This is a genomic window from Anaerococcus tetradius ATCC 35098 (genome assembly GCF_000159095.1).
In the GTDB taxonomy this organism is placed as follows: domain Bacteria; phylum Bacillota; class Clostridia; order Tissierellales; family Peptoniphilaceae; genus Anaerococcus; species Anaerococcus tetradius.
Map to the genome: position 1 here is coordinate 177,497 of NZ_GG666295.1, position 12,877 is coordinate 190,373.

Below are 12,877 nucleotides of genomic sequence, written 5' to 3' on the forward strand. Positions count from 1 at the left end.
GAGTAAGGTCGACTTACTCTTTTATTTTTATGGTATAATGGGATAGATGGAAGGATGTGAAATATGAACTTAGATGGATTAAATAATATGCAAAAAAAGGCAGTACTTCATGACAAAGGCCCCTTACTCGTTTTAGCTGGTGCAGGTTCAGGTAAAACTAGGGTTCTTACAACGAGTATTGCCTATCTTATTGAAGAAAAAGGTATTGATCCAAGAAATATAATTGCCATAACATTTACTAATAAGGCAGCAAATGAAATGAAACAAAGAATTTCCAAGCTATTAAATATGGATGTTTCACATCTTTGGATAGGCACATTTCACTCGATCTGTGCAAGAATTTTGAGGATGAATATAGATAAGATAGGTTATGATAGGAATTTTACAATATATGATACATCTGATCAAAGAACCCTAATAAAGGAAATAATTGATGAACTAGGGTATAAGGACGATGTTTCTGTAAAAGAATGCCAAAATGTTATCTCTAGTGCAAAAAACAAGTCCATGGACCCTGAAGAATTTCTCAGATTGAATACATATTTTACAAAGGGCGATATGTTTTATGAAGTTTACAAAAAATACGAAGAGAAGAAATTCTATTATAACGCCTTAGACTTTGATGATTTGATTGATAAACTTTTGTACTTGTTTTATAAAGATAAAGAATGTCTAGAATATTATCAAAGAAAGTTTGAATATGTTTTTGTTGATGAATACCAGGATACAAATAATAGCCAATACGAACTTATTAAGTATTTTGCAGGATTTCATAATAATGTGACGGTGGTTGGCGATATTGACCAGTCCATATATAGTTTTAGGGGTGCCAATATTTCAAATATTTTAAATTTTGAAAATGACTTCAAAAACTCTGAGCTTATAAAACTTGAACAGAACTATAGATCTACAGGAAATATCCTAGAAACTGCCAACCAACTTATAGAAAATAACACTGAAAGAAAAGAGAAAAATTTATGGACTGAAAATAATCAAGGAGATAAGGTTGTTTATAAGTCTAATTCTGTTGAAAGCGAAGAAGCTAAATATGTATTAGATAATATTAAAAACTTGATGGCAGAAGGGTTTAGTCCTCATGACTTCGCAATCCTTTATAGGACGAATGCCCAATCTCGACCATTTGAAGAAGTCTTGATGAAAAGTTTGATAAACTATAAGGTTATAGGCGGTCTTAAATTCTATGACAGAAAAGAGATAAAGGACTTGGTTGCTTATCTAAAAATTATAGTTAACCCAAAAGATAACTTATCCCTAAAAAGGATAATTAATGAACCAAAAAGAGGGATTGGCAACAAATCAATAGAAGAGTTAGAGACAATAGCTAATAGACATAATATATCCATGCTTGATTTGATGATAGACAAGGAATTTAACTACTTACTTACTGATAGACTAAAAAAATTAACTAATAAATTCTATGGCCCACTAAAAGAAATTTTCGATAATATAGATAATTACAAAATAGTAGATTTGATTGATGATGTTTTAGATAAAAGTTCTTATCTAAAGATGTTAGAATCTTCATATTCGGTGGAAGACAGATCGAGAATTGATAATATAAATGAGTTTATTTCATCGGCAGCAGAATATGAAGAAGAAAATCCTGAGGCAAACATATATGATTATCTTGAAAATCTATCCTTGCTTTCAGATTTGGATAAAACCGAAAGTGGCGAGGAATGTGTGTCACTTATGAGCATGCACGCTGCTAAGGGCTTGGAGTTTCCTGTTGTCTTTGTTGTTGGTATGGATGAAGGACTTTTTCCTGGCAAAAGAAGCATAGATGAGGGCAATATTGAAGAAGAAAGAAGACTCTTTTATGTAGCTATCACAAGGGCTAGAGAAAAATTATTCCTAACCAGTGCCCAAGCTAGGAGAAATTACGGTAAGCTTGTATATTATAAGCCATCGAGATTTATTGACGAAATAATTGATAAACTAAGGCTTGAAGAAAAAATTGCATCTTACGGATTTTCTTCCAAAGAATACGAAAAAACTATGGCAGAAGATTATATGAGAGAGAAAGTCCGCCATCAAGTTCTCGGAAAAAAACTTACAAAAACAGAAGCTAGTGATAAGGATTTTAAGATTGGTGATAAGGTTAAACACTCCAAATGGGGTGTAGGAATGATTGTTCAAATCAATAAACAAGAAAAAGGCAACGAGTTAGTGGTGGCTTTCGATAATAAAGGATTAAAAAAACTAAATCAGGATTATGCACCAATAGAGAAGGTATAAAATGAATATGAGAGAAGAAATAAGCCAATTAATTGAAAAAATTAATGAATTAAATTATCATTATTACACTCTTGATGAGCCCTTGGTCTCAGATGGTGAATATGATAAACTCTATGATAAACTAAAAAAGCTAGAAAATGAAAGTGGAATTGTTCTAGATAATTCTCCAACTCAAATTGTAGGTGGGCAAATATTAGACAAGTTTGAAAAACACTACCATCTAACAAAACTTCTTTCTCAAAACAAGGCCCAATCTTATGCTGAGCTAGAAGATTGGATTGATAGATGTCAAAGACTTAGAAAAGAATATAACGATAACCATGAAGATAAGCTAGATGAAATAGAATTCATAATGGAATACAAGTTTGACGGATTAACTGTCAACCTAACTTATGAAAATGGAAAACTCACAAGTGCGGCTAGTAGGGGCAACGGAGTTGTTGGTGAGGAAATATTAGCTCAAGTAAAGACCATTAAATCCATTCCTCTGACTATAAAGGAAGAATCTCTTCTAGAAATTCAAGGTGAAGCCTTGATGCCCCTATCAGAATTAGCCAAATACAACAAAGATAATGAAATTCAGCTTAAAAATGCAAGAAATGCAGCAGCGGGTGCTCTTAGAAATCTTGATACAAGAGAAACTGCAAGAAGAAACCTAACCGCATATTTTTATGCTGTGCCAACAAACAATTTGGATTTCAAAACTGAAGAAGATATGTTGGACTTCTTAAAAAATCAGGGATTTAATATACATCCTTATCACAAAAAGGTTCATAACCTAGATGAGATAATTAGAGAACTTAAATTTATAGAAGAAGAAAGAAAAAAGATAGACATATTGACAGATGGTGTAGTTATTAAGATAAACGACAAGAAAACCCAAGAAGTATTATCTAATACAAATAAATTTCCGAGATGGTCAATAGCTTTTAAATTTGAAGCTGAGGAGTACACCACAACATTGCGAAAAGTAGTATGGAATGTCGGAAGGACTGGTAAAGTTACACCTAGTGCAATCTTAGATCCTGTGGAATTTTCAGGGGCTACCGTTAGTAGGGCAACTCTAAATAATTATGATGATATTTTAAGGAAGAAAATCAAGATTGGCTCCAGGGTATTTATTCGTAGATCAAATGACGTTATACCCGAAATCCTAGGTGTAGTTGATGAAAATCAAGAAGGGACAAGTGAAATCGAAAAGCCTAAGTTTTGTCCATATTGCTCTAGTGAACTAATTCAAGAAAATGTACACATAGTTTGTCCAAATTCAATTTCCTGCAAACCTCAGCTTTTAGCACGAATAGAGCATTTTGCATCTAGGAATGCCATGGATATTGAGGGACTTTCAGAAAAGACCATTGCCCAATTGATGGATGAATTAGATATAAACGAAGTTGATGATATTTACGACCTAACTTACGAGCAGTTGATTAAGCTTGAAAGATTTGGTGATAAGAAAACTAAAAATTTATTAGAAGCAATCGAAAATAGCAAGAAAGTAGACCTTCAACATTTCATATATGCTATTGGCATACCTAATGTTGGGGAGAGAACTTCTAGGGATTTAGCAAATAAATTTAAGAGCTTTGATAAATTAAGGGCTAGTAAGGTCGATGAGCTAACAGATATTGATGATATAGGTGAAATAACAGCTGAAAATATCGTCGAATTTTTCTCAGACCCAAATATCAGCAAATCCATAGAAAATTTATTGGCCAAGGGTATAGAAATTTCTAAGCCAAAAGAAGATAATAATAGTGATGGGTTAAATAATTTAACCTTTGTAATAACAGGAACTATTGAAAATTACAAACGTGATGATATAAAAAATCTTATTGAAAAAAACGGAGGCAAGGTTACAGGTTCTGTATCAAAAAATACAGATATTTTACTAGCTGGTGAAAAAGCCGGATCTAAGAAAACCAAGGCTGAAGAGTTAAATGTAGAAATTTATGAAGATCAAAAACTTTATGATTTCTTAAAAGAATTGGAAGGAATGTAGAATGAATAAAGAAGAAGTAAAAAAGATTTACAGACTAGCAAATCTTAGCCTTGATGGCAAGGATGTTGAGCTCTTATCTGACAAATTTAACATAGTAATAGATTTTATAGAAGATATATTTACTGTTGATACTAATAACGTTGAGATGACAGAGCTTATATCAAACCACAAGGCAGTATTTAGAAAAGATAAGCCACTAGAATCTATTAGTAGGAGTGAAGCTTTAGAAAACGCAAAAGACACAGAATATGGTTACTTTAGACTCGATTGGAAACTATAGGAGCTTAAATGAATATTGAACAATTATTATCAGATTATAAAAATGGAAAAATTAGTGTTGAAGAGCATATAGGTAAGACATTAGAAAAAATTGAAGACGATAAGTTAAACGCCTATATCAGCATAGACCATGAAGGATCAATTGAAAGAGCAAAAGAGCTTGATAAAAAACTAAAAAGCGGTAAAAAGCTTGGCAAATTGTTTGGCCTTCCAATAGCTGTCAAAGATAATATTTCATATAAAAATATGAAAATGACTTGTGCCTCAAAGATGCTTAAAGATTTTAGACCTTTATATAATGCAAGTGTAATAGAAAATTTACTTGCTGAGGATGCCATTATTGTCGCTAAAACAAATATGGATGAGTTTGCAATGGGTGGTAGGGGTAAAACTTCTTATTTTGGTCCTACTAAAAACCCTCTTGATCATCAAAGAGTTCCAGGAGGTTCTTCTTCAGGATCTGCAGTAGCAGTAGCTCAAGGAGATGTCTTGGTAGCTTTAGGTACAGATACAGGTGGATCTGTAAGATGTCCTGCTTCATATTGTAATATAATTGGTTATAAACCAAGCTATTCTATAATGAGTAGATATGGTGTTGTATCTATGGCCAATACTCTTGATCAAGTTTCCTTATTTGCTAAAAATATCGAAGATTTAAGAAGGCTTGCTGATATAAGCGCCTCAGCTGATCCAAAAGATATGACATCAAATTTAGAAAAATATAATTATACTTTTGAAGATTATGATTTTTCTAATAAAAAAATCGCCTATATCAAAACTGATTCTAGTCTATATGAAGGAATTGAAGATGCTGTAAAAGAAGACTACAAAATAGCCTTGGAGGCTCTTGAAAAATTAGGAGCGGATTTACAGCCAATAGATTTGAATTATGCTAAATACGCAAATCCTGTCTACAATGTTGTTATGAGTTCGGAAGTATCATCTAATATGAGTAGATATGATAGCGTAAGGTATGGTTATCAAGCAGATTCTTATGAAAATGTTGAGGACTTATTCGTTAAGTCTAGGTCAGAGGGTCTCGGAGAAGAGGTTCAAAGGAGAATTGCCCTTGGAACAATGTATCTTTCAGCTAATGATGATCAAAAAATATATAAAAAGGGTCTAAAGATTAGAACTTTAATTAAAGAAGAATTAGAAAAAATATTTGAAGACTATGATTTGATTATAACTCCAACAACTACCAACTTACCACCAAAAATGGATGAAGATATTGACGATCCTCTAAGTGACTTTAAGGCTGATGGCTTTAATGTTATCGTAAATCTTTCTGGTATGTGCGGTATATCTGTACCTGTAAGAAGTGGAATTTCAGGTTCAGTTCAATTCATAGCCAACAGATTTGAAGATAATAAATTATTAAATGCTAGTGAGAAATTTTTAAGGAGTATAAATGAAAACTAAAACAATAATAGGATTGGAAATTCATGTGGAGCTATCCACTGAAACAAAGATGTTTTGCTCTTGTAAAAATGAATTCGGGGCTGTTCCAAATACCAATGTATGCCCAATATGCCTAGGTCATCCTGGAACCCTTCCACAAATGAACCAAAGAGCTGTAGAATTTGCTGTTATGGCAGGTCTTGCATTTAATTGTGATATTAGAAATGATCAAAAGATGGATAGGAAGAAGTATTTTTATCCTGACTTGGTTAAGGGATATCAAATCACTCAGTTTGACAAGCCTTACGCTACAAATGGTTATATAAGCCTTTCTTCAGACAAAAAAATCAGAATTGCCGAAATCCACATGGAAGAAGATACTGGTAAATCTAACCATGACGAAAATAATGCGACCCTTATGGATTATAACAGGGCAGGAGTTCCTCTTATTGAAATTGTAAGTGAACCTGATATGGCTTCCCCAGATGAGGCAAGGGAATATGTAGAAACTCTAGCTTCAACTCTTAGATTTTTGGGAGTTTCAGACTGTATTATGGCTCAAGGATCTATGCGTGTAGATGTAAATATCAACTTGGAAAATCTTGAAAATAATACTAGAACAGCCATAGCTGAAATTAAAAACATCAACTCAATTAAGGCAATAGAAAATGCTCTTGAATACGAAGTTCAAAGACAAAGAAAACTTCTCGAAAATGGTGAAATCGGTGTAAAAGAAACAAGAAGATGGGATGATGAGAAGCTTGAGACAATCCACATGAGGAACAAAGAAGTTGGTAATGATTATAGATTTTCTGCTGAAGGAGATATTCCTCTAATAGAATTGAGTGATGAATTTATTAATCATATAAGAGAAAAGCTTCCTGAATTACCTAAGGATAAAGAAAATAGATACATGAAAGATCTTAATTTAAGCAAATATGACGCAAATCTTTTGGCTAACGATAGACAACTTTCAGATCTTTTCGAAAAAACTAATAAACTTGTAAATGATCCAAATATTTGTGCAAATTGGATTTTATCAGAACTATCAAGAAGACTAAATGAGTTCGAGCAAAGCCCAGAAGATATGAAACTTTCTGTTGAGAATTTCTCAAAACTAATCATCTTAGCCAAGGATAACAAAATTAATAATAATGTTGCTAAAAAATTGCTAAGAGAAATTTTCGAATCAAACGAAGACCCTGAAAAATTGGCAGAGGATAGGAATTTATTACAAATTTCTGATTCATCTTTCCTAGAAGAGATAGTTGATGAAGTATTAAGAGAAAATCCTGAATCAATTGAAGATATAAAGGCTGGAAAAGATAGGGCATTTGGATTTTTGGTTGGTCAAGCTATGAAAAAAACCAAGGGTAAGGGAAATCCTCAAGCAATAAACAAACTATTGAAAGAAAAAATAGGAAAATAAATTATTATTTTGTAAAAATAATATCCTATTTAGCAAATTTTTACCAATCCACTAGTATAAGAACCAGTGGATTGGTAGATAATTTAAAAATATAAGGGAGTCATTAACAAGCATGAATATATTAATAGAAAATACAAATCTCCTTTCCATGGAAGATGAAATCATACATAAAAAAAATATTTACATAAAAGACGAAAATATTTCTTACCTAGGAGATAGGAATGATTTTCCCTTTGATTTGAAAATTGATGGCTCTAATTTTTTAACCATGCCAGGATTTATAAACTCCCATACCCATGTGGCCATGAGTCTTTTTAGAAATTATGGGCCTGAAACAGACTTAATGACCTGGCTAAATGATTATATATGGCCTCTAGAAGATAAATTATGCCCAAATGATGTCTACTACGGTTCAAAACTTGGGATTTTGGAAATGATTAAAACAGGAACTACATGCTTTGCAGATATGTACTTTTTTTGCGATGAAACTGCTAAAGCCTGTAGGCAAATGAATATTAGGGCTCAAATTTCAAGGGGACTTGCTTGCCCTGACAATGAATTAAATAAAATTAAAGAAAATATAGAATTTGCTAAACTATACAAAAATGACCCCTTAATAGATGTAGGTCTGGGACCTCACGCCATATATACAGCAGACTTAGATTATTTAAGAAAAATTTCAGACTATGCCCAAGAATATCAACTACCTATCCATATCCACTTATCAGAAACTCAGAAGGAAAATGATGATTGCTATGCTAAATACAAAATGAGTCCAACAGAGGTTGTTGAAAAAGCAGGAATCTTCAAGAATAAAACAATTGCAGCTCACGGCATATATTTATCTGATAATGACCTTGATATCATTAAGGGTAATGATGTTAGCATAGTTCACAATCCTAGTTCTAACTTGAAATTATCATCAGGATTCTTAAATTTATCAAGATTATTAGATAAGGGAATTAATGTTTGTTTGGGAACAGATTCTGCATCTAGCAATAATAAGCTTTCTATGCTTAGAGAAATAGAAACAACTATGCTAGTTTCAAAGTTATTCTCTTCAAGACCTATAACTAGTTTTGAAGTCTTAAAAATGGCAACTATTAATGGAGCAAAGGCACTTGGAATAGATAGAAAAGTTGGTCTTATCAAAGAAAACTATAAGGCCGATTTAATAATGATTGATTTGAATAATGAAAACCATATTCCTCATAATGATATACTATCTTCACTATGTTTTTCTACTTATGAAAATGATATTAAAAATGTAATCATAAATGGGAAATTACTTTATCAAGATGGAAAATATATAGGAATTGATGATAAAGAAATTTTAAATAATTCTCAACTAGTTTTTGATAAACTAAAGGCAAGATAATGATAGGGATAGGGATAGGGATAGATATAGTTAATATCAAAAAGTTCACAAGTAAATCTCATATAAATGAAATTTTTACCCAAAATGAAATATCCTATGCTAATTCAAAAAAAATACCTTCGCAAACTTTAGCTGGAATATTTGCTGCCAAGGAAGCTCTTGTAAAAGCTTACAGCTTAAATTTATCCTATATTGTAGCTAAAAGAATTGAAATAAAACATGAAGGAAATATTTTAAAAGCCTATTTAGATGGGAGATTTTTAACTAAAAGTATAAGCATAAGCCATGATTGCGATTATGCTGTCGCAATCTGCACTAAGGATACCCATATTTTAAATATTAACACAGATTTTATTAATGTTTTGCCAAAAAGAAGTAAGTCTAGCCATAAGGGTGATTATGGTAAGATTGCCTTTCTCGGCGGAAGTGATGGTATGGCAGGCTCTATTTATTTAGCTTCATCAGCAGCCCTTAGGTCAGGAGCAGGACTTGTCTATGCTATAGTTCCAGATTCTATAAGTAATATTCTTCAAATTAAAGCTACAGAGCAAATCATATTAAATTTAGAAAGTGAAAATATTGTTTATAATAAGTCAAATATAAATAAGATTAACTCTTATCTAATTGATAAGGATGTCTTAGTCATTGGTCCGGGTATGGGGCGTGATAGTACATTAAATTTTTTAATTAATAGCATATTCCTTAACTATGGTGGTAAAATACTTGTAGACGCAGATGGATTAAATGCTGTAAGTCTAAATCCAGAAATTTTAAAAAACCATGAAAAACTAGTACTAACCCCTCATTTAAAAGAGTTCTCAAGACTTAGCAAGCTTTCTATTGATGAAATAAAAGCTGACAGGGTAAATATAGCTAAAAATTTTGCAAAAAAATATAAGCTAATTTTAGTCCTAAAGTCAGAGGAAACTCTAGTAACAGATGGCAATCGAGTTTACATAAATAAAATTGGTAATCCTGGTATGGCAACTGCTGGAAGCGGAGATGTACTAAGTGGTGTTATAGCAGCCTTATTGCACAGATTAGATCCTTATAAGGCATCATGCCTGGGTGTGTATTTGCATTCATTAGCAGGTGATCTAGCAAGAGATGAAATAGGCGAAGAATCATTGATAGCCTCAGATATTATAAAATACTTATCAAAAGCTATCAAGTTATTGAGGTAATTATGTTCACAAATTATATCGAAGTAGATATAGACAAAATAATTAAAAATATTAATAATATTAAGAAGTCTATAGATGATAGTCCCATATGTGCCGTAATAAAGGCGAATGCTTATGGTCTAGGGGCTGTTCCTATAGCCAACTATATAGAAGAATACGTTTCATACTTTGCTGTAGCTTCATTTAATGAAGCAAAGGTATTGAGAGCTTCTAATATTAAAAAACCGATACTAATATTAGGTTATGTCAGCCCAGAAGAGGCGATATTATCTAGCAAATATAATATTGAAATTCCAATTTATGATTTGGCCTACGCTAAACAAATAAATGATAAGTTGGATAGCAAATTAGATGTACATATAGCTTTAGATACTGGCCATGGAAGATTAGGTTTTAGGCCCTTCGAATTTGAAGATATTTTGAAATTAAAAGATCTCCAAAATTTGCATATAAAAGGAGCCTTTAGCCACTTTTCGACTGCTGATGAAGAAGATATTGAATTTACTCAAAGGCAAAATAAAATCTTTAATGGATTTAAGAAAGATTTAGGAAGAGAATTTGATATAGAAAATTTTCATATAGCAAATTCTGCTGCAACTATTTTTCACAATATAAAGGGCGATATGCAAAGAATCGGAATTTCCTTATATGGGATTTATCCATCAGAATACTTACTTGAAAGAAAAGATGTCGAATTATCCAAAGCCTTTAGTATAAAATCTGTAGTTTCCTTCGTAAAAAACATAGAAAAGGGAACATCTTTAAGCTATGGGAGAAGCTTTATAGCTGATAAGGATATGAAGATAGCAACTATTTCAATTGGCTATGCTGATGGCTTTTTTAGGGCCTTCTCTAATAAAGGTGAAGTTCTTATTAATGGAAAAATTGCTAAAGTATGTGGCAGGGTCTGCATGGATCAAATAATGGTTGATGTAAGTAATATAGATGTTAATATAGGAGATGAGGTCGAGATATATCCGGACCTATATAAAGAAGCTAATAAAATTGGAACTATCCCTTACGAATTGATGACTGCACTTTCATTAAGGGTTATAAGGGTATATAAGAAAGATGGAAAAGTTGTAAAAACAGAAAATTATTTAGGAGAAATATATGAAGATTAAAAGGGGAGATTTATTTTATGCTGATTTATCTCCCGTTGTTGGAAGTGAACAAGGAGGGGTAAGACCTGTAATAATTGTCCAAAACAACGTGGGTAATAAGTACTCGCCAACTATTATTGTAGCACCTGTTACAAGCCAACTAAATAAGGCAAAACTTCCTACTCATGTTAAGCTAAAGGGCAATGAATTCGGTCTTCCAAAAAACAGTGTTGCATTAATGGAACAATTGAGAACAATTGATAAAAAAAGATTGAGAGAAAAAATAGGTAGCTTTAATCATGATATAATGCTTAAAATTGATGAGGCAATGGCTATCTCATTGGATTTAATAAATATCTAATCTTAAATCCATACATAAGAAAGGACTTTTAGAAATTCTAAAAGTCCTTTCTATTGGATGATTTTAACCCTCTACAATCATTCTAGCAAGAAGGTCTGGATTTCCACAACCTGTGGTTAGTACCAAATCATCTTTTTTGATAATCTTTTCTATATAATCTTTACATTCTTCAAACTGAGATATGTATTTAGCGTTGATTCCCTTTTTTACTAAAGCATCAACTACATCTTTTGAATGAATAGTTGGATCGAATTTTTCTCTTGCTGCATAGATATCAGTAACAATAACTTCATCGCATGAATCAAAACAATTTAAAAATTCGTTAAACAAAGTTTTTGTTCTACTATATGTATGAGGTTGCCATACACAAATAAGTCTTCCTTTTGTATGCTCAGCCAAGGCATCCACGGTTACTTTTATTTCAGATGGGTGATGACCATAATCAGTCATTATTGTAGCATCACTAACATGACCTATAACCTGCATCCTCCTGTCGAGGCCTGTATATTTTACAATATTTTCTTTAATAGTTTTAATGCTGATGCCATTTTCATAAGTTGCTATTATTGATGCCATAGCATTATTTATATTATGTCTTCCAATCACACCAAGCTTAAAATGTTCGATACTTCCATTTGCGAATTTTAAATCAAATTCTGGGTGTCCATCATTATCAAATTGAATATTAAAAGCATTGTAATCAGCTTCTTCGTTATCTTGAGCGTAAGTTATTAATCTACCCTTAACTGAATCAAAAATTAACCTATTATTATCTTCATTTAGATTAGTTATAGTCATAGAATTTTCGTCTTGATTAGATAGATATTCTTTGAAAGTATTAACAATGTCTTCTAGGTCCTTATAATAATCTAAGTGATCTTCATCAATATTTAAGACTATAAGTGTTTGTGGATAGTAATATCTTATATTTCCCTTATATTCGCATGCTTCTGTTACAAGATACTCTTCGCTTCCAACCCTTACATTTCCCTTCATCTCTTCAAGCTCTCCACCAAGAAGGATAGTTGCATCTTTGTCAGAGTGCATTAATATTTTTGAAATCATTGAAGTCGTTGTTGATTTTCCATGCGAACCGGAAACAGCTATGGAGTTTTTGTAATTTCTCATCAAAGCACCTAAAAATACGCCCCTTGTTACTACTGGTACCGAAAGTTTTTTTGCTGCTATCAATTCTTCATTATCATCCAATATAGCATCTGTATAAACTACAAGATCTGGGTTTTTAATATTTTCTTTTTTTTGACCTATAAAAATTTCAATTCCTAAATCTCTAAGGTGATTTATTATTTTGCTATCAGATCTATCAGACCCTGAAACTTCATAACCCTTAGCGTGTAATAATTGAGCAAGTCCGCTCATCGAAATTCCACCTATACCAATGAAGTGAACGTATTTATAATCATGGTTATTTAAATTAAATTCGAACATATAATCTCCTTAAGTGTAAAACTAAACTTTAT

The 12,877-nt window shown here is 32.0% G+C and carries 10 protein-coding genes; 9 read left to right on the forward strand and 1 reads right to left on the reverse strand.

What is annotated here, in order from left to right:
* The first annotated feature begins 63 nt into the window (after nucleotides 1-63).
* The 9 genes from HMPREF0077_RS00810 (at nucleotide 64) to HMPREF0077_RS00850 (ending at nucleotide 11,396) form a co-directional block, all read left to right on the forward strand.
* Nucleotides 64-2,259 carry an ATP-dependent helicase gene (locus tag HMPREF0077_RS00810; RefSeq protein ID WP_004835939.1) on the forward strand — a complete coding sequence of 732 codons (2,196 nt, stop codon included), beginning with the start codon at nucleotides 64-66 and terminating at the stop codon, nucleotides 2,257-2,259.
* 1 nt (nucleotide 2,260) lies between these two features.
* The gene (ligA, locus tag HMPREF0077_RS00815) at nucleotides 2,261-4,261 is read left to right on the forward strand and encodes an NAD-dependent DNA ligase LigA (protein WP_004835940.1); all 2,001 of its coding nucleotides are present in this window, start codon (nucleotides 2,261-2,263) and stop codon (nucleotides 4,259-4,261) included.
* Nucleotide 4,262: 1 nt separating this feature from the next.
* Nucleotides 4,263-4,541 carry an Asp-tRNA(Asn)/Glu-tRNA(Gln) amidotransferase subunit GatC gene (gatC, locus tag HMPREF0077_RS00820; RefSeq protein ID WP_004835941.1) on the forward strand — a complete coding sequence of 93 codons (279 nt, stop codon included), beginning with the start codon at nucleotides 4,263-4,265 and terminating at the stop codon, nucleotides 4,539-4,541.
* Between the two features lie 8 nt (nucleotides 4,542-4,549).
* Nucleotides 4,550-5,962 carry an Asp-tRNA(Asn)/Glu-tRNA(Gln) amidotransferase subunit GatA gene (gatA, locus tag HMPREF0077_RS00825; protein WP_004835942.1) on the forward strand — a complete coding sequence of 471 codons (1,413 nt, stop codon included), beginning with the start codon at nucleotides 4,550-4,552 and terminating at the stop codon, nucleotides 5,960-5,962.
* Nucleotides 5,952-7,370 carry an Asp-tRNA(Asn)/Glu-tRNA(Gln) amidotransferase subunit GatB gene (gene gatB, locus HMPREF0077_RS00830; RefSeq protein WP_004835943.1) on the forward strand — a complete coding sequence of 473 codons (1,419 nt, stop codon included), beginning with the start codon at nucleotides 5,952-5,954 and terminating at the stop codon, nucleotides 7,368-7,370. Before gatA ends, gatB begins: the two co-directional genes overlap by 11 nt.
* A 112-nt stretch (nucleotides 7,371-7,482) precedes the next feature.
* Nucleotides 7,483-8,748 carry an amidohydrolase family protein gene (locus HMPREF0077_RS00835; protein ID WP_004835944.1) on the forward strand — a complete coding sequence of 422 codons (1,266 nt, stop codon included), beginning with the start codon at nucleotides 7,483-7,485 and terminating at the stop codon, nucleotides 8,746-8,748.
* Nucleotides 8,748-9,932 (forward strand): NAD(P)H-hydrate dehydratase, encoded by a 1,185-nt coding sequence (locus HMPREF0077_RS00840; protein ID WP_004835945.1) that lies wholly within the window; start codon nucleotides 8,748-8,750, stop codon nucleotides 9,930-9,932. The genes HMPREF0077_RS00835 and HMPREF0077_RS00840 overlap by 1 nt, the downstream gene beginning before the upstream one ends.
* Nucleotides 9,933-9,934: 2 nt before the next feature.
* Nucleotides 9,935-11,056: an alanine racemase gene (alr, locus tag HMPREF0077_RS00845; RefSeq protein WP_004835946.1), complete on the forward strand. Its 1,122-nt coding sequence runs from the start codon at nucleotides 9,935-9,937 to the stop codon at nucleotides 11,054-11,056.
* Entirely contained in the window at nucleotides 11,046-11,396 is a 351-nt protein-coding gene (locus HMPREF0077_RS00850) for a type II toxin-antitoxin system PemK/MazF family toxin (RefSeq protein ID WP_004835947.1), read from the forward strand. Before alr ends, HMPREF0077_RS00850 begins: the two co-directional genes overlap by 11 nt.
* A 63-nt stretch (nucleotides 11,397-11,459) precedes the next feature.
* Here HMPREF0077_RS00850 and murC read toward each other — a convergent pair whose 3' ends face one another.
* Nucleotides 11,460-12,845: a UDP-N-acetylmuramate--L-alanine ligase gene (murC, locus tag HMPREF0077_RS00855; RefSeq protein ID WP_004835948.1), complete on the reverse strand. Its 1,386-nt coding sequence runs from the start codon at nucleotides 12,843-12,845 to the stop codon at nucleotides 11,460-11,462.
* Nucleotides 12,846-12,877: the final 32 nt, after the last annotated feature.